Source organism: Pedobacter metabolipauper, assembly GCF_004362715.1.
Classification (GTDB): Bacteria; Bacteroidota; Bacteroidia; order Sphingobacteriales; family Sphingobacteriaceae; genus Pedobacter; species Pedobacter metabolipauper.
The window spans coordinates 236,493-259,580 of sequence record NZ_SNYC01000004.1 but is presented as its reverse complement, the minus strand read 5'-3'; the positions used below and the strand labels follow the sequence as shown (position 1 = coordinate 259,580).

Genomic DNA, 23,088 nt, shown 5'->3' with positions numbered 1-23,088 from the left:
AGTTTTTATGTTAATTCAAAATTAAAAACTAAAGATAATTGGTATGGCAATAGATGCTGCAGCTTATGAACTAGAGTTAGAGCAACTGGTAATGCGGAGCAGGACTGCATTACTGGAGATGGAAACGACAATTACTAAAATAAAAAATTATGAGGTTCAGGCTGTAACTTCATCTCAGAAAGCACAGCAAGAGGCCAATGAATCTGCACAGTTTTCTGCAAAATCTCAGCAGGAAGCAACGGAAGCTGCTAATTTTTCAAGTGCTGCACAACGGGAAGCCAATGAAGCTACCCAGTTCTCCAGTAATGCACAGCGTGAAGCAGGCGAAGCCGCTCAATACTCATCAAAAGCACAGCAGGAAGCTACAGAAGCCGGTCAGTCTTCTGAAAAAGCAAGACAGGAAGCGGGTGAAGCTGCTCAATCTTCCGAAAAAGCAAGGCAGGAAGCTGCTGAAGCAGCATCGTCATCAGAAAAAGCCAAACAAGAAGCAGTAGAAGCTGCACAATCTTCAGAAAAAGCAAGACAGGACGCTGGTGAAGCTGCTCAGTCTTCTGAAAAGGCCAGGCAGGAAGCCGGTGAGGCCGCTCAATCTTCAGAAAAAGCGAGGCAAGAAGCTGGTGAAGCTGCTCAATCTTCTGAAAAAGCAAGGCAGGAAGCTGGTGAAGCCGCTCAATCTTCTGAAAAAGCGAGACAGGAAGCAGGTGAAGCAGCTTTGTCATCCGAAAAAGCAAGACAGGAAGCAGGTGAAGCTGCCCAATCTTCTGAAAAGGCCAGACAAGAAGCCAGTGAGGCCGCTCAGTCTTCTGAAAAGGCACGTCAGGAAGCTGCTGAAGCAGAAACCGCTTCAGTTAAGGCCCAGAATGAAGCCAATGAAGCTGCACAATCTTCTGAAAGAGCGAGACAAGAAGCTGCTGAAGCCATAACGGCCTCTGAAAAAGCACGCCAGGAAGCAACAGAGGCAGAGACCGCTTCAGGAAAAGCACAGCAGGAAGCCAACGAAGCCGCCCAATCGTCTGAAAAGGCGAGACAGGAAGCAACTGAGGCGGCTCAATCTTCAGAAAAAGCAAGGCAGGAAGCTGCTGAAGCAGCAACTTCTTCGGAGAAAGCGAAAGCAGAAGCTACAGAAGCTGAAACGGCATCCGCTAAGGCACAGGCTGAGGCGAATGAAGCCACCCAGGCATCAGAGAAGGCAAAAGCTGAAGCTGGCGAAGCAGAACAAGCATCAAACCGGGCACAGCAGGAAGCTACAGAAGCGGAGCGTGCATCGAATAAAGCGCAACAGGAAGCCACTGAGGCTGAAAATGCATCTAATAAAGCACAGAACGAAGCCCGGGAAGCCGAGCAGGCCTCTGATAAAGCCAAGGCGGAAGCCGCAGAAGCAGAACAATCTTCCGAGAAGGCTAAAGCTGAAGCAACTGAGGCCGAGCAAGCATCGGCAAAAGCTCAGGCTGAAGCCAAAGAAGCTGAAACCGCGTCTGCAAAGGCACAGGAAGAGGCTAAAGAGGCTGAAACTGCATCTTCAAAAGCACAAGAGGAAGCGAAAGAAGCGGAGACGGCCTCAACAAGGGCTCAGAATGAAGCCAAAGAAGCGGAATCTGCCTCTAATAAAGCTCAAAACGAAGCCAAGGAGGCTGAATCTGCGTCCAGCTATGCACAGAACGAAGCTAAAGAAGCAGAATCTGCCTCCAATAAAGCTCAAAATGAAGCTAAAGAAGCTGAAACGGCTTCTTCTAAAGCACAAGAGGAGGCTAAGGAAGCTGAAACCGCCTCTGGAAAGGCTCAGGAAGAGGCATCAGAAGCCACTACGGCTTCAGAAAAAGCCAAGTCTGAAGCCAATGAAGCCGAGCGAATGAAACAAATGGCTGCATCTGATGCCAGGGAATCGGAGAATTTTAAAAATGCAACGATCTCCGATGCTAAAGAAGCTGATACCGCTAGGCAGGAAGCGCAAAATGATGCCCGGGATGCTGATGAGGCGGCCCGGAAAGCTAAAGATGCGGCAGCGGAAGCTGATGATGCTAAAAAATATGCCAACGACTGCGGACAGCAGGCCGATCAATATTGCGTGTCTGCCAGGAATAGTGCCGATGCCGCACAACGCTATGAAGACATGGCCAGATCCTCAGCAAACTCTGCAAGCGGATATTCTGATGTTAAACTGAAATCTGCCATTCATCCGGTACAGCCTGTTCTTACACAGATCATGCACTTAAAGCCGAGCAATTACTTCTTTAAAACGGAAGAATTTCCAACCATGAACCTTCCTGATGACAAGCAGTTTGGTTTGATCGCCCAGGAACTGGAACAGGTATTCCCGCACCTGGTCTATGAACAAAATGTAGGCGGGATACCGCACAAAGCAGTCAATTATATGGGGCTAAATGTACTGCTCCTGAAAGCCATTCAGGAACAAAACGTGGAAATGACGGCGTTGAAGCAGGAACTGGAAGACTTCAGGAGAACGTTGAGCACTGCAAATGCGCACAGCTCATCCCTTTTACATACAGAATTATAATAAGTAGCATATTAATAACATGACCAGAGTAGAATTACTTGATTTTTTAGAACTGCCCGACTCATCATCTGAAGATGAGATCAGGATTCGTTTGGATGATAAACTAACCTATTTTCAACACCTTACAGAAAATGCACCAAATGATTTTTTAAAGAAACTTCATTCTGCCAATACGGAGAAGATTAAGAATATTCAAAAGGAATTGTCTGCCGCCGGTGCTAAAGGCCCCACGCCAACGACCAATCACTTGATGGTTAACGTCGATACGCCATATTCTGCTCATGCAGATACGGTAACCACTGGCGCCAATATTTTATCTGCACAAAGAAATAAAGATGCCGTTGCCTGGCTGGTCAGACATACAGAGAACCAATCGGCAAAAACATTTCCGTTATACTATGGAAAGAATTATATCGGACGGAATGCACACCCTGCCGTTCATACCATCGTCATCAATGAAGACCCGTATGTGAGCAGGATCCACACTTTATTGGATGTAACCAATACCAATCCATTAGAGATCATCGTCAGTGACGACAGCCATGGCAATGCCGGAAGGGCAAGTAAAAATGGTACCTATATCAATGGCAATGAGAACCGCTTAACAAAAAAAATGATCATCGGAGAAAATGATACCATCCAGGTTGGGATGACCAAGTTTAACATTAAACCGAGTACAAACAACATCAATGACATTCTGCAGGAAGTGGAAGAAAGTGAATATATGAAAACCGTAGTCATCAATCTGTTCTGATATGAGAGAGTTACATGCTATTGCCGACCGTGTTGGTGAGCTTTCCAGGGAAATCCCGGTATCCAGTTATTCGGGTTTTCTCGATGAATTAAACCGCAAGGTTAAAAAGATCGCATCAACCACTGGTTTTCATATCGACATCTTTAAAAGTATGCACGCCTCTGCTGAAAGCAATAAGCTGATGCAGATGATCCAGGAATCTACTGCCGGATCGGAGTTTTTACTCGTACAAAAAGATGAGAACAATTATAAGGTCCGCATCTTCGAAGACCTGTTTCCTTCGGTATTATTTGTCCTCGTTGATGAGGAAATGGTTACTTCTGAAAACCTTAAACAGCATTTTAAAATTTGTGATGAACAATATAAAGTGATCTTCCTGGTAGACCTGCTTTCTGATCATGAGGTGTTCACAAACTTCAGTAAGCTGTTCAGCTACCGCTGTAAAACGGTTCCATTGTCTTTTCTTGATTTTAAAGATAAATCGCTGACGGACCTGCTTCAGGGACACTTTGATTTGAAATCTCTGGATAACTTAAAGAAGATCTCTTACCTAAACAGTGTGAAGCCTGTCTTCAATTTTTTAACAGAGATCCTGCTTTCAGAAAATAAAGCCGCCAACACCCGGAAGATCCTGAACACCCAAAATACCAGCATCACTAAAAAAGAAGAATCAACGATCAACAATAGTGAGCTTGCATCTAACCTGCGCCAGGTGATTCAGAAGTCTACCCAGGAACTGGAGAAAAGCTATAAGTTCAAATACGATGATTTAAATAAACCCAATACCGGGAATTTTTCCATTGTTGCCTTTGAAAAGTCGAACCAGTTAACCGATTTCAATAAAAAGGCTCTCGCTGAGAAAAGTGAAAAGGTAGAAACTACGATTGATCAGGCTTTTTTGGATGACCTGATTGGTACCGTATCTAAAACCATAAAGAATGAATTGGGTAAAGACGAGGCCTTTATAAAAAGTTCATTTGAAGACATGATCCGGCTGATCAACATCCAGCTGAAAACCAAGGGTATTGATTTGCTAAAGGCCGACAGCATTTATCCCCCATTTCCGGATAAAGAACGTACGGTACAGTCGTTCTGTTATATCAATAAGGCTTACGTGGGAGAAGTGATCAAGCGCGGTGCAATGGAATATTTTGTCGCCTTAAGGGACTATACCGGTTTGATCATGGTAGTAGGTGGTTTGCTGGCTCCTTTATCGATGTTCGCATCGGGATGGGACGGCAGCTTATTTAAATCGATGGCCGACTGGGTTAAAAGGACTGTTGCAGGGATTTCCATCCTCATGATCGTATACGGTATCTATGACCTGAGAAGACGGATCCCGCTAAAAAGAGAGGAAGAGTTTCAGCGTGAGCTGTTAAAAGCAAAGGAAACCCTGTTACAGGAATCGAAGCGGATGTTTAATGATGCCAGCAGGGACTGGACCGGAAACATCTCCAACTGGATCAAAGATACAGCCCAGAATATGAACAACCAGATTGACAGAAACATTAAAGAGCTTCAGTTTAAACGGGTTTCTCAAATGAATGATGAAAAATTACTGCAGCAGAAACAACTGCAGAGTATTGAAATGCTGCTAAAAGGTATTCAGTCTGCAGAGCGCTTAAAAGATCAAATGACAACGCGTTACCGCGATATGCTTACAGAAACAGAAAAAGATTTAAAGTTATAATCATGGTATTAGGAATAGACTTAGGAACATCAAATACGGTGTCAGCCTCTTTAAGCAGGGACGGTAGCCCTGTACTCATACCCGATGCCCACCATAAAGATCAGTTAACAACGCCTTCCATTGCGTTGATTGAAGGTAAGCGGGCCTATGCCGGCGGATTTGCCGAAAACTTGTTTCAAACCCTGCCGGATAAGCAGATCATCTCTTTCTTTAAAAGAAGTTTTGGCACCCAGGACCCGGTATATTTTGACGACCATAAAAATGCATGGTTCAGTGAAACCGTTGCTTCATTGATTCTTAAAAAGGTTAAAAGTGATGCCGAGCTGTATCTGCCGGATGGATTTAAGCGTGCCGTAATTACGGTTCCTGCCCATTACAATGATGTTCAGCGTAAGTCTGTGATCGAAGCCGCTAAACTGGCCGACCTGGAACTGTCTGCCATTATTGAAGAGCCTGTTGCTGCTGCATTATTCTATGGCAGCTTCAACAAGAAGATTGACGAGGAAATTATCCTGATCTACGATTTTGGGGGCGGTACTTTTGACCTTACGCTGATCACAAAGGCCGGGAACCAGTTAAATGTGATTGCCAAGGATGGTGTGAACAAATTAGGCGGTAAGGAATTTGATCAGATCGTACATACAACAATTCGGGAAAGCTATGAAAAGGCATTCAAATGTCCGTTTCCTACCGATAAGCTGGTTACGAACAGAATTCAGAAAATTGCGGAGAATATAAAGATCGAATTAAACGATACCGAAATTCCAAGGGATCTCCGGAAATGGATCATGGTGGGCAGAGATGCTTTCGAGGCAACTTTTCATTACGATACCTACGCTGCCGAAGCCAATCAGCTGATTGCCAAAACAGAAACGGCCGTAAACCGTTGTCTTCGGTCTTTGGGGATGCAGTTAAAGGATATCAATAAAATTGTGCTGATTGGGGGCACATCAAGCAGTAAACTGGTTTACAATTACTGGAAGCAGAAAATGGTTCCGGGTCAGGACCTGATCTATCATCAGCCTTTAAGCAGTGTTGCTAAGGGAGCCGCATTGTATGCCGGTTCTTTTGGGGAAGGCAGCAATGCCGAGATCACACCGATTGACCTGAGGGGGGTAAGTACCTATAACATCGGACTGATCCTTTCCAATGAGAACAGCCCGGCCAAACCACAGATTGATCTGCTGGTACACCGGAATACCCCGCTTCCGATCACCTCCAAAAAAGTATATAAGATCAGTCCGCATCAAAGGGAATTTGTAAGCTTTGAGCTTTGTCAGTTTTGGGACCCAAAAGAGGATGTTCACCAGCTGGGGACGATCAAAGCCGGACCATTCTCCCTAATGGCCGATTTCTATATGGAGATTGCAATTGAAAACAGGCTCAATGGAACCATCGGGATCAAGCTTAAAAATGCAGATAATGGCAGGGACATTAAGTTTGAGTTTATCCGCAAAGAATCCAACCATACGTATGATTTTAAACAGCAAAAAGCCCTTGTGGACGGGGTTTACCTGAATAATAATATATAAGCTACTATACTTAATAACCTATGAAAAAATTTTACTTCCTGTTGCTATTGCTTTCTGTTTCAATGGGTTCTTTTGCTCAGAATGCGGGAGATAGCACTAAAAAAGAAGGCCCTGAACTCAATTTGAAAGGAAATGGGCTGAATATAAATATGGAAGAGTTTAGTAAAAAAGCACTCCAGAAAACGGGTGAATTTTCAAACTACCTTCAGATCATTACTGCCGTAAATACAACGCGTGAGCGGGCTGCTAAAAGTATTGACATGGCCTGCGGCCTGTTTTCCACAGAAGAATCCAGGGTTGAAGTGTCTAACACGAAAACCACGGTTAAAAATAAATATAAGATCAGGGATTACTTAACCAGGCTGCAGTTTAAGACCGGTCAGTATGATAAGATCGTCATTGAATATGCAGACATCAACTATGCTTCTGATTTTAAGAAGGGTACCGATGGTAATTATTACGCCATTGTAACCTTTGTTCAAAAATTCATGGGATTTGTGGATGGTACGGTGGTTTACGGCGACATCACCAAACGGAACCTGACCATTGTGGTTAAGGCCTATGAAAAGGTTGTTGACGGACAGGCCCAGCAAGGCTGGGACGTGTTCCTGGCGGATATGGGTGTTGTAGAAACCAAGAAGCTGAAATAACCACATTAAACTATTATTTGAAATTATAACTATCTGTATGTCTAGAAAAATTTTATTTGGATTTCTATTTATTTGCTTCTCTATGAGCAGTACCCCCCTGTTTGCTCAGAACTATGAAAAGGAGTTTGAATCCGTTTTTGCCTGGGAAGTGAAACAAATTGATGAATTTATTGAACGGTTTAATAATAAAGATGAAACACTGATCAAACAATACGAGCTAAAGAACAACGATAAGAAAACCATTACCAGGGAGAAACTGATCAAGAGCCTTTTTGACATGTCATCCACAGAATCCTGGAACTTTGGCGACCTTAATTCCTTTATAAAAACAGTGATGGAGAAGAACATCTATCTCAATTTCTACAATAAAGACTGGTATGCCAAGGTGGATTGTTCGATTCAATGGAATGGTAAGCCCGCCCGTGCGGCCCTGATCTTAAAGCTGATGGTATTGCCGGACAGCTCCTCAAAATGGGTAATTGCCGGAGTTTCTTCACCTGTATTAAGGTCGGCCACCCTGGGCAGCATTTCATTACCCGCGGCGGCTGATAAAAAGGCTTCTTTAAACCCGGTGAGCCACGCTACTGATTTTATGAACATCAGTGCGGTGACAGACAATATAGCGAACCTGAAAAACTACTTTGTTCCGGTAAATGAGCTGAATGAGGAGGGGAAGTTATTCCTTCAGGAATGTGCCGATAAGCGATTGACGATCAAAGGGGCGAACTCCATCAGCTATCACTTTTTACAGCTGGACAACTGGATCGTTGAGGTAAGGCAGTTTAACCGCCAAACTAAAAATTCAGGCTGGCTAATCAGTAAGCTTACCAAAGCGACCGATTCCGAAAAGAATGCCTATAGAACTAAACAACTTATGCAATAATTACAACTACGATGAACAAGATCTACATTTTTTTTATTTTTTCATTTCTGATCAGCACGCAGGTTTCTGCGCAGGGTAAAGTTACCCTGAGAGATGCAAAAGAAATTAGCTACCAGGCTAAAGCAACCGTTCAGAGTTATGAGTCTTTGCTCAACTACATTGCCTTTTCTGACAATACCGCCAGTGAGCTGCAGGAAACGCTGGAAAATAGCTATAAGCCTAACAAGAACAGGATCTTTTACAATAAGGGTGTTATTGTTGAAGATGACATCAGCACAAAATCTAAACCCGGAAGTACCAAAGAGCTGCCTGCAGAAAAGTATCTGAATGATTTCGATCTTCAGTATGAAAAAGGTGTTGACAACTCTGTTGTCTTCTCGAACATTGTCGTATCCAGTGTTAAGCAGCTGGATTATATTTATGTCAATGTTAAATACGATTCAAAATTCTCAAATAAGAATAAGATCAGTAAAACAGGTTACGAGCCAACACAACGGGAAGCCCTGGTACGGATGGAGGGACAAGGAAACGGACAATGGAAAGCATTTATTCTGGGTATTAAGTTTTATAATCCGGCAGACTCTATTGGCTCTGCTAAGAATAATGCCGAAGTAACCACGGATGAGTCTGAAAATGCTACGGCTGTTTCTGCTGAAGATCTGAAAAGGGAGCAGGAAAGTTTTATTGCCGCCAGGGAAGAGGAGCGGAAAAAGCAGGAAGCCATTTATGATGAGTTTTTAGAACTTGCCACCAGCGCATTGAGTAATAAGCGCTATAAAGAGTCCCTGGAATATTTAGAAAAGGCCAAGGAAATTAAGCCGATGGTTCCTACTTTAGAAAGAAGGATCCAGGAGGCTAAACGTCTTGTTGCTGAAAATACCTATGAGAACTTTAAGAACAAGGCTGACCTTGCCAAAAGCGAGCGTCGTTTTGTGGATGCCATTGCCCTGTACAAAGAAGCCCAGGTACTTAATCCTGCTGCTTTTGCGGAGATCGATGCTGCAATAAAACCCATTGCCAAAAAGGTGGAAGAGCTGGGCTTGCCTAAGAGTAAGCTGGAATCTCAGGATTATCAGGGGGCAATTGCGTCTTGCGAAGCCTTATTGAAAGAGAATAAGAAGATTAAAAATGAGTTTCCTGAACTGTATTATATCGAGGGTGCCGCCTACCAGGCCATGTACGAAAAAACACCGGAGAACAAGTTAAAGGATAAAGCACTGGAAAACTACAACCAGGCCATCACCATTTTTCCGAATTATATTGATGCCCGTGTGGCCAGGGCTAATTTTTATGTGAAGCATAAAAATGACCCGGTTAGTGCCATCGCGGATTATGATGTGCTGACCACCAATTTGCTGGACCTTGCACCGAATAAACCGAAGTACTATGCTGCCAAGGCAAAGCTGAAGGATGACGTAAAAAATATGGAAGGCGCAGTAGCTGACTATGGTAAAGCCATTGCATTAAGCCCTAAAACAGCGACCTATTACTGCGACTTGGGTGAACTGCAGTTTAGGCTTAAAAGCCATGACCTGGCGCTAAAGAACCTGACTACGGCAATTACCCTGGATCCTAAATTCAGCAATGCTTATTATCACAGAGGGATGAACTATATCGAATTGAAAGATACCCGTTTGGCCGGTCTTGATTTTATGGAAGCTGAGAAAGCAGGTATTGATGCGCCTAAGGTTAAAAATATAGAGCAGAAAAGCGATGAGTTCCTGAAGAAAGGGCAAGATCTTTTGGTAAGCGGAAACTTTGCAGATGCTGACAGTGCGTTTAACAAGTCGCTGGAAATTAGGAACTGTAACTCCATATCCCTGTTCGGAAAGGCTGAAATACGGTTTTTAACTGCAAAAAAGCTGGAGGAAAAAGAAGCAGCCAGTGTATTTAATGGTAAATACCAGGAAGGGATTGATTTGTATAAAAGGGCGATCTTATGCAATCCTAAATATTCAGAAGCCTATTTCAAAAAGGGATTGTCTCACACCCGCAAAGCGGAATATGAGCTGGCCATTGAAAGTTTCTCTGATGCAATTGCTGCAGATTCGTCGAATGTAGTGGCTTATATTGAAAAAGGAAATGCCCTTCAGATCACCACCAGTTTTCAGAAAGCTTCGGAAGCCTATATTGCTGCTATTGCCTTGTTAAAGACAAATCTGGAAGCCACCAAGAAAAACGGGAAGAAAGAGCAACTGCCGCTGATCAACAGTGATATCTCTTTGGTATCGCAGTTAAATGGGGAGGCACTTTATAACATTCAGCAGTATGCCCCGGCGATCCTGGCCTTAGAGCAGGCGATGGATTACAATGAGAAGAATGCGGAAGCCCTTTATTATATGGGCCTGGTGTACGATGCCCAAAATGAACTTTCTAAGGCTACAAAGAATTTCAATGAAGGTCTGAAGTACGAAAAGAAGTACAAGTACTTTTTTGCGAATGGTAAGGTCTATTTTAAAACGAAGAACTATGCGGATGCCATCACTAATTTTGATGAAGGGATCCGGTTGGATGACGGCAATAAAGTTAAGGACAAACATTATTTAAGAGGCTTAAGCTATCTTAAGTTAAAGCAATGGGACAATGCAGTAAAGGATTTTTCTGAATATGGTAAAGTGGATGTTTCTGCTACGGATGCAGCTTACTTTGCGGATATGGGTTTGGCGCAGCTCTACCTGAACCAGGATGCTGATGCAGGAAAGAACTTTAATAAAGCGGTGGAATTAAAGAATGACCATGCGCAGGCTTTGTATGGTTTGGGATTGGTTTCTGCACGTGCGTCCAGCTTTGATAAAGCTTATGAATACCTGGAAAAAGCGTACATGACACGACAGATCATTAAAGATCAGTATGCACCCGAAGAGAAAGCCTTCCTGGCTGATTTCATGAAGGTGAAAGCAAACAAGACTAAATTTAACCAGTTGAAAAGTTCTTATGCGATTGCTAAATAATAAATTTTCATTGTAATCGAATAACCTATGGATCCGGTAATTCAATCAAAAGCGTTTGAGCAAATGGAACAGGAAATTCTTGAAGAGGGTATTTTTGTAGCGGGTTTAATTGCATCCCTTCAAAAGACCATTGTTGGTCAGGAAGCCTTAATCCGGAGTTTGCTGGTTGCCTTATTTGGCAATGGGCATATCCTTTTGGAGGGTGTTCCGGGCTTGGCAAAGACCCTTGCGGTTAAATCTCTTGCTCAAAGTATTCAGGCCAAATTTAACCGGATCCAGTTTACACCTGATCTCCTGCCTGCTGATGTTCTGGGTACCATGATCTATAACATCCAGACCAATGAGTTTAACATTAAGAAAGGCCCTGTATTTGCAAACTTTATTCTTGCCGATGAAATTAACAGGGCCCCGGAAAAGGTACAGAGTGCCCTGTTGGAAGTAATGCAGGAACACCAGGTTACCATCAGTAATACCACCTATCCGCTGGAAGCACCTTTTTTGGTACTGGCTACTCAAAATCCGATTGATCAAAATGGCACCTATGAGCTGCCTGAGGCACAGATGGACCGGTTCATGCTGAAGGTGGTCATTACTTATCCAACGCTGGAGCAGGAGCGCCTGGTGATGCAGCGGAATATGGAACCTGCAGATTCTTCCGGGAATGCAGCATTTAGTATTTCCAGGATCCTGCACATTCAATCGCTGGTTAAGCGGATCTACATTGATAAAAAAATAGAGGATTACATCCTGAATATTATTTTCTGTACGCGTTTCCCTGAGCGGTATGGACTGGAGCACCTGAAATCGTTTATCCGGTTCGGTTCTTCGCCCAGGGGAAGCATCAACCTGGCACTGGCAGCACGTGTTCAGGCATTTTTAAATAAAAGAAGCTTTGTCATTCCTGAAGATGTAAAGGCAATTGCGTATGATGTGCTGAGACACCGGATTGGCCTGACCTATGCGGCCATTGCGGAGGATATGACGGCAGACCTGGTACTGAATCAAATTATTTCTGCTATTGAGATGCCTTAAACCCTTTTGTGAATTATGGAACTCAGAGATCTGATCGGCAGCATAGAGCAACTGGAGATTTTGTGTAAAAGCAAATCGGGGCAGCAACTTAGCGGAATCTTCAAAAGTTCTAAAAAAGGCCGCGGGATCGTACTGGACTCTATTCGTAAATATGAAGCCGGCGATGATACCCGTGATATCAACTGGAACGTAACGGCTAAATTTCGGGATACCTTCATCAATACCTTTATTGAGGATAAAGAACGGTTGATCTGGTTCCTGATCGATGTTAGCAAATCGGGTGTTTTTGGGACGATCCAAAAAAGCAAGTTAGATCTTAGTATTGAAATTGGGGCTGCCCTTGCCTATAGTGCCCTGGAAAGTAAAAATTCTGTTGGTGTTATTTTTTTCAATGATGAGATTGTCAAGGTTATTCCTCCTGCGCGCGGGAAAGCACAATTCTGGCACATTGCCCGTGAAATGGTGCGCATAAAACCTTGTGGAAAGGGCACCGACCTGTGCAGGGCACTTCAGTATTTGCTGAAGATTACGCAGAAGCAAAGTTCTGTTTTCATCATCTCAGACTTTATCTGCGAAAACTACGAACCCGTTTGTAAGATCCTGGCTCATAAACATGAGCTGACTGCGATTTGTGTGTCCGATGAACGGGATCTTAACCTGCCAAAAATGGCCTGGGTAAAATTTAAAGACGCTGAGCGGTCGGGCGGACATTGGGTAAATACATCCTCTGCAAGGTTTCAAAATACATACAGCAAGCATCACCAGGACTTCAGAAGCGGATTTAGGTCCTTTTTTGACCGGAATAATACCAGGTCGCTGTTCATCAATACGGACGACCCGTTTATGGAGAAACTGATCACTTTTATGCAGGGGTAATGATGAGATCGCTCCGCTATTTCATGCTCCTGTTTGTGATTGGATTGCCTTTCCTGGTATTTGCAAAAGCAGATCAGGTTTTGCTGAAAGCAGATAAAAAGATTGCCGCAGTTGGACAGCCGGTTACGCTGACACTTACCATAACAGGTAAAGGCATTGATTCCATCCGCTGGGATTTGTTCTCTTTGCCGGAATCAGCGTTGATCCTTAAAACATTAAAGTCAGATACCATCATTCAGGGAATTCCCAAATTTAAGCAACAGGTTATATTGACCCTTCTTGAACCTGATACCCTATTGTTTAGTTCCCTGCCTGTATTTATAATTAGAAAGGATATTCAGGATGCATTTATTGAACCTGCCGGTTCTGTTTACTTCAAGCCGGAAAAGGCCATCACTGCATTGTCTGCGATTAAACCGGTTGATCAGGGCCCGGATCATTTTTATTCCATGCTTTTTAAGGTTTCGGCCTTTATTGTTTTGCTGGCTATTTTAGCTGTCGGTATTGTCAAACAATCAAGGATTGAGACCGATGTTTTGGAAGATAAATTTTGGGCATTGATGCAATTGTCACTTCTGGAAGAGGAGTTAAAAGCAGGATTAAAATCTGGACAGGATATAGAAAAGGATCTCATTTCGAGATCTTTTATGATCTTAAAGCGGTTTCTGCAGTTTCACCTTTCTATATTGCCCGTGCTTTCCACGCGCTCAGAGGTATCGACTGTCACTGCGTTTTCCATGCGTTCCAGGTTCTCCGCACGTTCAACGTTCTCAACGCTCTCCACGTTTTCAATCCGTGATATGGCCCTGGATCAATTTTCTGAGCAGCATATTCTTTCTGTACTTCCGGATTTGAAGTTGAGCGAGAGGAATGCTGCATTGCTGCAGCAGTTTTTAGAGATGAGTTTGATCAAGCGGTTTGCACCAAATGAAACCAATGCGGAACAATACCTGGCCGCATTGAAACAACTGATAGGTAATTTTTCTAATCCTATTAATCAGCTGCACCATGATTGATTGGATTTTTCAGGCACCGGCTGCTTTTGCACTGCTTTTGATTGTTCCCGTGTGGTGTATATTTTATTGGCTTTACTGGAGAAAACAGCAACCGGTAATTATTATATCGAGCGTTTCTGCAGGAAATATTAGAAAAGCAGTTTTTAGTCCGCCAGATATCCTCTTTTTTTTAAAGATGCTGGCCTTGATCTTTGTGATCGTTGCTTTGGCAGATCCGGTCAGTGTCAGATCTGAAAAATATGGTTTATCTAAAACCGACATTGCGATTGTTTTGGCGCTGGATGTTTCCGGAAGTATGCTGATTGAGGATCTAAAGCCTAACCGGCTGGAAGCTTTAAAAGCGGTAGTTGCTAATTTCATTGCGGCGCGTTCTACAGATCGGTTTGGGCTGGTTATTTATGCTGGTGAAAGTATGGTATGGTCGCCCCTTACCAGCGATTCCAGGTTCCTGCTAAAGAAGATCGCTGAGATGAATAATAAAGAAATGGCGGATGGGACGGCAATAGGTCTCGGTTTGGCCTCTGCTGTAAATACGATTAAAAGCAGTACTGCAAAAAATAAGGTGATCATCCTGCTTACAGATGGCGAGAATAATGCCGGGTTTATCGATCCTTTAACCGCATCTGCGATTGCTAAAAAATATGGGGTAAAGGTATATACGATCGGTGTTGGGACAACCGGAAAGGCGCCGCTGCCGGTTACCGATCTGGATGGAAACAAAAGCTACCAATATATTGATGCCACGCTGGATGAACCATTACTGAAGAAGATTGCCAGTGAAACTGGCGGAAGCTACTTCCGGGCGACGGACAGTAAGGCATTGAAAAGTATTTATACCCAGATTAATGCGCTCGAAAAAACAAAGGCTGATGTACAATACCGTAAAGTCGCTGATCCGCAATACCGGTATTGTATTGGCATTGCGTTATTCCTGGTGCTACTGGGGCAGCTGTTGAACTTAACTTTCTTAAGAACGGTTAACTGATGGTGTTCTTTGAAGAAATGGCGTATTTAAATCTGCTTTGGTGTATTCCCATCGTGGTAACAGCCTTTCTGCTCTATTTTAGGTGGCAACGGAAAAAACAATTGAGTTTCGGGAATCCAGAAGTAACCCATTCACTGATCTCCCGTTCTTCAGGCCCGTTCCGGATATTTAAGACCAGCATTCGTATGCTTGTACTGGTTTGTTTAATTCTTGCGATGGCGAATCCGCGGATGCGCTCAAAAACCCGGGCAAGCAACGGAGACCGACCTAAGAACCTGGTTTTTGCGATTGATGTTTCCAATAGTATGCGGGCTGAGGATGTTTTTCCAAGCCGGCTGCAAAAAGCTAAAAGCATAACTATGGAGATTCTGGACAAGTTTAATGGCGAGTCTGTGGGGATCGTTTTATTTGCGGGACAGGCATTCCCGTATTTGCCCTTAACAGCTGATCATCACTATGCGGTTGATGCGATCCGCGGCATCTCTATTGACCATGGGATGCGGCAGGGTACCTCATTTAAGCAGGCACTCGAATTATCCGGATTGTTGTTTGACGGAGAAAGTGCATCTTCCAAAACGATCTGCGTGATCTCTGATGGTGAAAGTCATTCGCGTGATTTTAAAAGAACGGCAGATTCCTTAAGGCGCAGTGGGGTAAAACTGCTTAGCATCGCCCTTGGGTCTGTAAAAGGGGCTCCCATTCCGGTTTCTTCTGCGGACAGATCCCTATTTAAAAAAGATAAAAAAGGGAGGGTGATTATTTCGGGCCTGAATCCGAAAAGCCTGAAACAAATAGCAGGGAATGATCCGGAACACTTTTTTGCTCCGGGAAGTAATCCTTTTAAATTGGATCAATTCCTGGATGTAGTTTACAGCGACAAAGGACGACATCACGTTATTTCTGAACAGGACAGGGATTATTATACATTCTTTTTATGGGTTGCCCTGGGTATGATGCTCCTGGAAACTTTAATTACGGCCTATAAAGGCTATGCACAGCGAACACTTAACCGGACAAGATGAGTAAGTTAAAAGCGATCTTCATGTTCAGTATATTATTTGCTTCTGTATGGGTATTCTATGTGCTTTATGCGGGAACAATAATGGCTGCGTTTTGGATGCATAAAGGTGGCCTCGCTTACGAGAAAGGTGATTATGGTGATGCTGAAATTTATTATCGTAAGGTGAACCGCAATACGGATATTTCAATTGCTGCAATCTATAATCTCGGAAATGCCCTGTATCAACAAGGAAGATACCTGGAGGCGATTAGGTTTTATAAACAGAAATTGCAGGATGGTGACGGGGGAATGGATGCTGCGTGCTGGAATAACCTGGGTACTGCGTATTTTAAGGTTGGGGACCTGGAAAAAAGTGCTGCGGCATTTAAAGGTTCCCTTTTGATCTGGCCTGATGATATTGATGTCCGTAAAAATTTTCGGTTTGTGATGATTCTGCTGCGGAAGCGTAAAAAGCCCGGGCACGACAGTAAAGATAAAAGGGCTGCAGAAAAGAAGGGAAATAAGGAACAGGAGGAGCGATCTGAAAATACGGGCAATGCGGCTGATGAAAAGATCTCCGGAAAAGACATGGAGTCTTTGCTGGATATGGTGCGGCGGAATGAGGAGATGAAAAAAGGACAGTTGAGTAAAATTAAAAAAAAGCTGAATCAACTTAATCCGGATGAGAAAGATTATTAAACGATATCTGCTTATTGCGGCTGGCATCTGCTTGTTTCTGCCTTTCGCGTCGCATGCTGAAGAGCCTGCGTTTATACGGGTAGTTCCATCAAAGCCAGGCGTATTTTTAGGGGAGGGTTTCCAGGTTTCTTACCTTTTATACTGTAGTGTAAAAGCCATGGAGCCCGACCGCTATATGGACCTGGAATTTGCCAATTGCTTTTCTAAGCCCTACCCGGCAGATCAAAACAGCTGGACGGAAACTTTAAATGGAAAACGGTACCGCGTTCTGGTATTGAAAAAGTACTTCCTCATTCCATTTAAAACAGGTCCTTTGGCATTTCCTGTATTAAGTGTAGATCTGAAGTTAACGCTGCCCCCTGCTGCGGATGATTTTTTTGAACAGGAAGTGGTGTTGAATAAAAAACTGACCTCTGGAAAAATCAGTATTGGGGTTAAGCCGCTTCCTCAGAAACAAAGTCCATTACCGTTTTCTAATGCGGTGGGTGATTTTAAAGTATCCGCAGTTTATCAGCAATCGGCAGGAATACTCAGCGTAAAATTGAAGGTAGATGGTACAGGTAATTTAAAGTCATTTAGCCTGAACTATCCGGAACTGGTGCCAGGGATGGAAAGTTTCAATGTGGAGCATTTAGAAAAAGATACGCTAATGGCTGACGGACTGCATGCGGTCTACAATTTTTCATGCCAGGTGATGACCAGCTACCAGGGACAGTATACCATTAAAGCCAGCAGCTTTCTTATTTTTAATGCCGATGAAGGAAAATACATGGAATTGACCATTCCGGGTTTTACATGGAATGTGGCTACAGGGGCAGTTAAACCAAAAGATCAGAATGGCACAAGGGCAAGCCGAATTAAGGAGGCCCTGTTCCTGAACACAACGCTGGATAACCGCTTAAGTCAGCGTCAATTTTTTAATTCAACCGCCTGCTATGTATTTATTTTTCTGATCGTAGTTCTGCTGATCTTCGGACGGGTGTTTGATCTTAAAGAAAAAGCTAAAAAAGCGAACCCTGAATTATACCGTTACCGGAAGGCGCGCGATGTAGCCATGAAGGGTATTAAAAGACTTTCTGGCACGAAGACTGTGCCTCCCGATTCTATTTTTATTAAAGGCCTGAATGATATTTTGGTTCATTATTTATGTGCCCGTTACGGGTTGGATCCTGATGGTCTTTATCCGGAAATGATGAAAGAGAAATTAAATGGGATGCCTGCAGAAATTTATGAGGAAGTCTGGAATATACTGCAGGAACAGAACAAGTTTCAGTTCTCCAATGCTGAAAATGCGGACAGAAATCAACAGCGGGATGCGCTACAGTTAATTGAGGTGATAAACAAAATAGAAATTCGATCATGATCCGGTTAATTGCAGGGTATCTTTTTGTGGCAATCCTATGTAGCTGCGGCCTATCGGCTGCTGCTGCGGAATCGCGTGACGAGCTTGAAGAAGGTAAAATATTCATTCAGAAGAAGCAGTACCAGCAAGCAGTTGTGACGCTTGAAGCCGCGTTACAACATGGACTCCACACGCCCGGACTTTATTACAATTTGGGGAATGCTTGTTTTGAAACCAGGAAAATTGGAAAGGCCATTTTATATTATGAACGGGGCTTGATCATATCGCCCTTTAATGCGATGCTGTTAAACAACAGAGATTTTGTGCTTAAGCAGGCTTCGCTAAAGACCAGATCTTCAGTTGCTATATTTGACCGGTTAGATCTCCGGAAAATGGCAGATCGGATGCTCTTTGTTTCTTTGGTCATATTACTGATTTGCAGTGGGATATACTTGCTATGGTCGATAGGGGTATTGAGGAGTTTTTCACAGCGCATCCTTAAAATTTTCAGGTATTCCTTTAGATTCAGCATCCTGATTTGTTTGGTACTCTCCATTTTTTTATGGATTGCCCAACCTGCTGATTATGCGATCCTGATGCATAGGTCTGTAATAAGGACCGGACCTGCTGCGCAGGCAAATGTTGCTTTTGAGCTAAAGGAGGGTGAGCGGGTTGAGATCCTGAAATCATACGGTAAGTGGAACAAGATTAAAAACCGGGATGGTCAAAGTGGCTGGGTGGCCAATGTTGCTGTAGAAAAGCTCTAGTTTTATATATATTTGTGCATGTCGTCACATCATATCGTAAAGGAAAAACAAGAACCCGCGCTTTATATCCATCATCTGGGTACTTTTGATGAAGAGTATCTTGGTCAGCTGCTGGAATGGAGCCCTACATTAATTGTCAGTACCTCTGAATATGAGAAAGTGCTTAGCCTGGGTCTTAAGGTAGATCTGGTGGTGAGTGCTGGTGAACCTGTTTTTTTCCAGGAAAACACGAAGGTTATTCCTACAGCGGGAGAAGCGCTGGATGCTGTTTTAGATTACCTGATTGCCGAAAAATATCCGGCAGTTAATGTGATTGATTCTGTTAGTAACCTTCGGGAGCTGGGCAATTACATTACCGATATTAATATTGTGGTATTTAAAGAAACAGAGAAGTCGTACGCCATAAAATCAGGTTTTAAGGTTTGGAAACCGAAAGACAGTGTTTTTCATATTGAGGTGATCTCTTACTTTGAAACCAGTAATTTAAAGCCTGCTGAAAATGGTGATTTCATTGTGATTGACGACGGCTTTGTTGATTTTACCTTTATTACCCCTTACCTGTTTATTAGTGAAGTGTTATGATCATTATACGGAAAGCTACAGAAAAAGATATTGAAATTATCCGCAACCTGGCAGATCGTACCTGGCATATTACGTATGCCGAATACCTCTCTGCTGAGCAAATAGCCTACATGCTGGATAAGATGTATAATGCCGGAGAGCTGCTTTCGCAATTACAGCAGGGTCATCATTTTTTAGTTGCCGGAAATGAGCAGGGAGACCTGGGCTTTGCCGGCTTTTCTTGTACGGATGCTGATCAGCAGGTTTATAAGCTCCACAAGTTATATGTATTGCCTGCTGCTCATGGTAAAGGTGTTGGCAAGCTGCTGATCAATGAAGTATTTAACCTGGTAAAAAAGCACGGGGCAAAAAGTTTACAACTGAATGTAAACCGCAATAATGCGGCGGTTGATTTTTATAAAAGGGCAGGTTTTGAAATCAAAGAAACCGTTGACCTTGAAATTGGCAACGGTTTCTATATGAATGATTATGTGATGGAGAAATCCATCTGATCGTTAATGTCCGCGGATTGGATCCTTCGGTTTGGCTACATTAGGATACGTATAGGTTTTAATCTCGTCCTGTAATAGTTTAATGGTACGGTCCAGCTGAGGATCTCTTCCTTCCAGCAGGTCTTTCGGTGTTTGCTCTACAAAAATGTCTGGTGCAACACCTTCGTTCTCAATGATCCATTTTCCATTGGTATCATAGATCCCGAAATTTGGAGAGGTGATGCTTCCGCCATCCAGCAGGGAAGGATATCCGCTGATTCCAACCAGGATACCCATCGTAGTACGTCCAACCAGTTTACCCAATCCTTTGTGCTTGAACATATATGGCATCATGTCTCCTCCTGATCCTGCATTTTCATTGATCAGCATGGCTTTTGGACCGAAAATGCCGTTACCAGGTGTGGTAAAGCTTTTTCCATCGCGGATGGCCCAATAGCTCACCAGGTCACGGCTTAGCAGATCGATTACATAATCTGCAACCCAGCCTCCGCCATTGTTACGCTCATCCATCAGCAATGCTTTCTTATCCATTTGAGAGAAGTAATACCGGTTAAAATAGGTATAACCATCAGCTCCGGTATTTGGCATGTACACATAAGCGATTTGACCATCACTCATCTTATCTACCCTTTTACGGTTGCGTTCTACCCAATCCATTTTTCTAAGTTCCATCTCTGCAGTTAAGGAGATTGGTACTACGACAACTTCCCTTGCTCCGTCCAGGCTTGGTTTACTGTTTACCTTAATGGCTACCTGTTTACCGGCTTTGAAGTCGAACAGGCTATAGATTGAAGTTTTTGAAGTCAATGGAATGCCATTTACGGCAACGATGTAATCACCTTCTTTTAAGTTTAACCCAGGTTCTGCCAGGGGTGCTTTGAAGGTAGGGTTCCAGTCCAGGCGACTAAAGATCTTACTGATCTTATAGTAACCGTTTTCGATTTCATAGTCTGCTCCAAGCATCCCTACACCAATTGCTGTTGCGGCAGGCTCATCTCCAGGATAAATATAATTGTGGCCTACTACCATTTCTCCCATCATCTCATTAAAGACATAAGCCAGGTCTGAACGGTGGTTTACATAGGGAAGGAATTTCTCATATTTCACTTTGATTGCCGGCCAGTCTGCACCGTGCATATTTTCTGCGTAGAAGTATTCTTTTTCCATTTGCCATACTTCATTGAACATTTGTTTCCATTCTGCAGTAGGGTCAACCAATACTTTAATGCCATCAAGCTTCAATTTTCCGGCTTCAGGAGAGGCGGGTTTTTGTCCGGCAGCACCAATAAAGTAGGATCCTCTTGAAGCATACATCATTGATTTTCCGTCACCACTAACGGCGATTCCGTAAACTCCGGGGATCAATGTGGTACTTTCCATCTTTTTAAGGTCCAGTGAAGCAAGTTCACCGTTACGGATGTATAATAACTGGCCTTCTACAGAACCTTCAATGCCTGATAGTCCGCTTGCGGGAACAGGTAATGAAATGATGCGGTTGCTTAGCTCATCCAGGTCAATTTCTATTGGTTTTTTAACTGGTTCAGCTGGTGCTGCAGGCGCTTTGTCTGTTGCTTTTGCATCTTTTTTAGGATCTGCTTTCTTAGGCTCTTCCTTTTTCGGTGCCGGCTCATCTGGTTTTACCGTTTCTTCATCACTTTCTGTTTTAAACAACGACGGTGTTTTTTTAGAAAGGATCAATGCGTACACGTTGTAATTAACCGAACGCTGATAGGCTGACATGTGGAGTCCGCTATTGGTTAATCCTACATCGGTACTGGCCATAAAGAACAGGTATTTACCATCTCTGCTAAACGTTGGTGAAGCGGCACTACTCATTCCATCTGTTACCTGGGTATGTGTTGCTTTTTCAATATTGAATAAATATACTGCACTTACCGTATTTGGTAAAGTAGCTACGTAGGAGATCCATTTCGAATCCGGCGACCATGCCGGTTGTAGTTGGTTGTAGGTTCTGCTGGTATGTGAACCTAATTTATCAGATTTAACCAGGACTGGTTTACGGGTGGTGATGTCTATGTAATATAAGTTCAGGTGGCTGTCGCTATAGAATAATTTCTTACTGTCTGGCGACCAGGTAGGCTGAAAATAGAAATGGGTGTCTCCAAGGTCTATATATTCCGGGCCTGCCTTTGTAACCTGGTTTTGCAATACCAGTTGATATTTGCCATTCTTGTCTGACAGGTAGGAGATGTACTTTCCATCTGGTGACCATGCCGGATACTTTTCATAGCTGCCTGGTTCATTGGAGATGTTCCTCGCATCGCCTTTTTCTTTAGGAACCGAGAAGATCTCACCGCGGCTTTCAAACAATCCGCGTACACCTTTTGGAGAGATCTCGAAGTTACGGACGTCGGCCATCAAGTCAATATAATGCTGACGTTTGTATGGTGCATCTGCTTGTATGGTTATCGCAACCGGGGTTATTTTATTGGTAGCGGCATCTAACAGATGGATCTTACCAGCCTGTTCGAATACAACGGAGCCGGCAGCAGCATTTAAAGATTTGATGTCGTAATCTTTAAAGTCGGTCAGCTTATCTGTTTTCTTGCTTTTTACATCGTAGCTAAACAGGTTGAGGGTTAGGTCGCGGTCTGACAGGAAATATACTTTATTTCCCAGCCATTGTGGTTTCACGTTATTGGATCCGGGTCCTGGAATGATCTCTATATTTTTTGTTTGGGTATCAAAGATCCAGATCTGCGGCATACCGCCTCCGCGGTATCTTTTAAAGGCCACGTTTGAACGGTCTGTAGGATCACCATTCTTGATGTATGCCCAATAGCGCTTGTCGGCAGATGGGGAACCTTGTACGGCTTCTGGCATTGGTAATGCTTTTTCATTGGTTCCGTCTAAGTTGATGCTGTGCATTCTCGGACTTAGCGCATAGTTATAATCGCGTGTAGCTGTAAAGTACAGTTCATCATTTCCCAGCCATCCCTTTACGAGGTCTGCACTTGGGTGATAGGTTACTCTTTTTGGGGCACCGCCTTCTACAGGGATGACATAGATATCCGTATTTCCATCATAATTTCCGGTAAATGCGATCTGTTTTCCATCCGGAGAAAATACCGGGCTTTGCTCAACTGCGGGATTTACGGTTAACCGTCTGGGGTTACTTCCGTCCCTGTTGGCGATCCAGATATCTCCGCCATAGACGAATGCCAGGTTGCTGGCACTTACAGCGGGACTTCTTAATAAAAGGGTTTCGGTGGTTTGGGCCGAAGCGGGCTGCGCTGCAAAGATGCTGAGCGCTGTGGTGGTTAGCAATGAGCAGCTAATTAACTTTAATACGTTCATGGAGC

Annotated in this window: 18 protein-coding genes; 17 read left to right on the top strand and 1 reads right to left on the bottom strand. The window is 43.5% G+C overall.

Annotated elements, in window-relative coordinates; genetic code table 11:
* Positions 1 to 43 precede the first annotated feature (43 nt).
* Genes ATK78_RS07740 through ATK78_RS07660 form a run of 17 tightly spaced genes read left to right on the top strand, consistent with a single transcriptional unit; the run spans position 44 to position 19,765 of the window.
* On the top strand, positions 44 to 2,515 hold the full coding sequence (locus ATK78_RS07740; protein WP_133575522.1) for a tail fiber domain-containing protein: 2,472 nt from the start codon (positions 44 to 46) through the stop codon (positions 2,513 to 2,515).
* Between the two features lie 19 nt (positions 2,516 to 2,534).
* A complete protein-coding gene (locus ATK78_RS07735; protein ID WP_133575521.1) occupies positions 2,535 to 3,269 on the top strand; it encodes an FHA domain-containing protein in 735 nt (244 codons plus the stop codon).
* A gap of 1 nt (position 3,270) precedes the next feature.
* Positions 3,271 to 4,959 carry a hypothetical protein gene (locus tag ATK78_RS07730; protein ID WP_133575520.1) on the top strand — a complete coding sequence of 563 codons (1,689 nt, stop codon included), beginning with the start codon at positions 3,271 to 3,273 and terminating at the stop codon, positions 4,957 to 4,959.
* A gap of 2 nt (positions 4,960 to 4,961) precedes the next feature.
* Positions 4,962 to 6,491 (top strand): Hsp70 family protein, encoded by a 1,530-nt coding sequence (locus ATK78_RS07725; RefSeq protein ID WP_133575519.1) that lies wholly within the window; start codon positions 4,962 to 4,964, stop codon positions 6,489 to 6,491.
* 20 nt (positions 6,492 to 6,511) lie between these two features.
* On the top strand, positions 6,512 to 7,141 hold the full coding sequence (locus ATK78_RS07720) for a hypothetical protein (protein WP_133575518.1): 630 nt from the start codon (positions 6,512 to 6,514) through the stop codon (positions 7,139 to 7,141).
* A gap of 37 nt (positions 7,142 to 7,178) precedes the next feature.
* Positions 7,179 to 8,024: a hypothetical protein gene (locus tag ATK78_RS07715; protein ID WP_133575517.1), complete on the top strand. Its 846-nt coding sequence runs from the start codon at positions 7,179 to 7,181 to the stop codon at positions 8,022 to 8,024.
* A gap of 11 nt (positions 8,025 to 8,035) precedes the next feature.
* On the top strand, positions 8,036 to 10,975 hold the full coding sequence (locus ATK78_RS07710; protein WP_133575516.1) for a tetratricopeptide repeat protein: 2,940 nt from the start codon (positions 8,036 to 8,038) through the stop codon (positions 10,973 to 10,975).
* Between the two features lie 27 nt (positions 10,976 to 11,002).
* The gene (locus ATK78_RS07705; RefSeq protein WP_133575515.1) at positions 11,003 to 12,007 is read left to right on the top strand and encodes an AAA family ATPase; all 1,005 of its coding nucleotides are present in this window, start codon (positions 11,003 to 11,005) and stop codon (positions 12,005 to 12,007) included.
* 15 nt (positions 12,008 to 12,022) lie between these two features.
* Complete coding sequence (locus ATK78_RS07700) at positions 12,023 to 12,883, top strand: DUF58 domain-containing protein (protein ID WP_133575514.1); 861 nt, start codon at positions 12,023 to 12,025, stop codon at positions 12,881 to 12,883.
* Positions 12,883 to 13,899, top strand: a complete 1,017-nt coding sequence (locus ATK78_RS07695) for a hypothetical protein (RefSeq protein ID WP_133575513.1) — start codon at positions 12,883 to 12,885, stop codon at positions 13,897 to 13,899. Before ATK78_RS07700 ends, ATK78_RS07695 begins: the two co-directional genes overlap by 1 nt.
* On the top strand, positions 13,892 to 14,884 hold the full coding sequence (locus ATK78_RS07690; RefSeq protein WP_133575512.1) for a vWA domain-containing protein: 993 nt from the start codon (positions 13,892 to 13,894) through the stop codon (positions 14,882 to 14,884). Before ATK78_RS07695 ends, ATK78_RS07690 begins: the two co-directional genes overlap by 8 nt.
* Positions 14,885 to 14,901: 17 nt before the next feature.
* Complete coding sequence (locus ATK78_RS07685) at positions 14,902 to 15,906, top strand: vWA domain-containing protein (protein WP_208112327.1); 1,005 nt, start codon at positions 14,902 to 14,904, stop codon at positions 15,904 to 15,906.
* Positions 15,903 to 16,583: a tetratricopeptide repeat protein gene (locus tag ATK78_RS07680; protein ID WP_133575510.1), complete on the top strand. Its 681-nt coding sequence runs from the start codon at positions 15,903 to 15,905 to the stop codon at positions 16,581 to 16,583. The genes ATK78_RS07685 and ATK78_RS07680 overlap by 4 nt, the downstream gene beginning before the upstream one ends.
* On the top strand, positions 16,567 to 17,946 hold the full coding sequence (locus ATK78_RS07675; RefSeq protein WP_133575509.1) for a BatD family protein: 1,380 nt from the start codon (positions 16,567 to 16,569) through the stop codon (positions 17,944 to 17,946). Before ATK78_RS07680 ends, ATK78_RS07675 begins: the two co-directional genes overlap by 17 nt.
* Positions 17,943 to 18,692, top strand: coding sequence for an SH3 domain-containing protein (locus ATK78_RS07670; protein WP_133575508.1), 750 nt, complete (start codon positions 17,943 to 17,945; stop codon positions 18,690 to 18,692). Before ATK78_RS07675 ends, ATK78_RS07670 begins: the two co-directional genes overlap by 4 nt.
* Before the next feature lie 18 nt (positions 18,693 to 18,710).
* Positions 18,711 to 19,274, top strand: a complete 564-nt coding sequence (locus ATK78_RS07665) for a thiamine pyrophosphokinase (RefSeq protein ID WP_133575507.1) — start codon at positions 18,711 to 18,713, stop codon at positions 19,272 to 19,274.
* Positions 19,271 to 19,765 (top strand): GNAT family N-acetyltransferase, encoded by a 495-nt coding sequence (locus tag ATK78_RS07660; RefSeq protein ID WP_133575506.1) that lies wholly within the window; start codon positions 19,271 to 19,273, stop codon positions 19,763 to 19,765. The genes ATK78_RS07665 and ATK78_RS07660 overlap by 4 nt, the downstream gene beginning before the upstream one ends.
* Before the next feature lie 3 nt (positions 19,766 to 19,768).
* Here the strand turns inward: ATK78_RS07660 and ATK78_RS07655 are convergent, their stop codons facing one another.
* A complete protein-coding gene (locus tag ATK78_RS07655; protein ID WP_133575505.1) occupies positions 19,769 to 23,083 on the bottom strand; it encodes a S41 family peptidase in 3,315 nt (1,104 codons plus the stop codon).
* Positions 23,084 to 23,088 lie beyond the last annotated feature (5 nt).

Excerpts from the sequence above, each read along its gene's own strand:
- ATK78_RS07740 (WP_133575522.1), top strand. The coding sequence starts at position 44 with ATGGCAATAGATGCTGCAGCTTATGAACTAGAGTTAGAGCAACTGGTA.
- ATK78_RS07735 (WP_133575521.1), top strand. The coding sequence starts at position 2,535 with ATGACCAGAGTAGAATTACTTGATTTTTTAGAACTGCCCGACTCATCA.
- ATK78_RS07730 (WP_133575520.1), top strand. The coding sequence starts at position 3,271 with ATGAGAGAGTTACATGCTATTGCCGACCGTGTTGGTGAGCTTTCCAGG.
- ATK78_RS07725 (WP_133575519.1), top strand. The coding sequence starts at position 4,962 with ATGGTATTAGGAATAGACTTAGGAACATCAAATACGGTGTCAGCCTCT.
- ATK78_RS07720 (WP_133575518.1), top strand. The coding sequence starts at position 6,512 with ATGAAAAAATTTTACTTCCTGTTGCTATTGCTTTCTGTTTCAATGGGT.
- ATK78_RS07715 (WP_133575517.1), top strand. The coding sequence starts at position 7,179 with ATGTCTAGAAAAATTTTATTTGGATTTCTATTTATTTGCTTCTCTATG.
- ATK78_RS07710 (WP_133575516.1), top strand. The coding sequence starts at position 8,036 with ATGAACAAGATCTACATTTTTTTTATTTTTTCATTTCTGATCAGCACG.
- ATK78_RS07705 (WP_133575515.1), top strand. The coding sequence starts at position 11,003 with ATGGATCCGGTAATTCAATCAAAAGCGTTTGAGCAAATGGAACAGGAA.
- ATK78_RS07700 (WP_133575514.1), top strand. The coding sequence starts at position 12,023 with ATGGAACTCAGAGATCTGATCGGCAGCATAGAGCAACTGGAGATTTTG.
- ATK78_RS07695 (WP_133575513.1), top strand. The coding sequence starts at position 12,883 with ATGATGAGATCGCTCCGCTATTTCATGCTCCTGTTTGTGATTGGATTG.
- ATK78_RS07690 (WP_133575512.1), top strand. The coding sequence starts at position 13,892 with ATGATTGATTGGATTTTTCAGGCACCGGCTGCTTTTGCACTGCTTTTG.
- ATK78_RS07685 (WP_208112327.1), top strand. The coding sequence starts at position 14,902 with ATGGCGTATTTAAATCTGCTTTGGTGTATTCCCATCGTGGTAACAGCC.
- ATK78_RS07680 (WP_133575510.1), top strand. The coding sequence starts at position 15,903 with ATGAGTAAGTTAAAAGCGATCTTCATGTTCAGTATATTATTTGCTTCT.
- ATK78_RS07675 (WP_133575509.1), top strand. The coding sequence starts at position 16,567 with ATGAGAAAGATTATTAAACGATATCTGCTTATTGCGGCTGGCATCTGC.
- ATK78_RS07670 (WP_133575508.1), top strand. The coding sequence starts at position 17,943 with ATGATCCGGTTAATTGCAGGGTATCTTTTTGTGGCAATCCTATGTAGC.
- ATK78_RS07665 (WP_133575507.1), top strand. The coding sequence starts at position 18,711 with ATGTCGTCACATCATATCGTAAAGGAAAAACAAGAACCCGCGCTTTAT.
- ATK78_RS07660 (WP_133575506.1), top strand. The coding sequence starts at position 19,271 with ATGATCATTATACGGAAAGCTACAGAAAAAGATATTGAAATTATCCGC.
- ATK78_RS07655 (WP_133575505.1), bottom strand. The coding sequence starts at position 23,083 with ATGAACGTATTAAAGTTAATTAGCTGCTCATTGCTAACCACCACAGCG.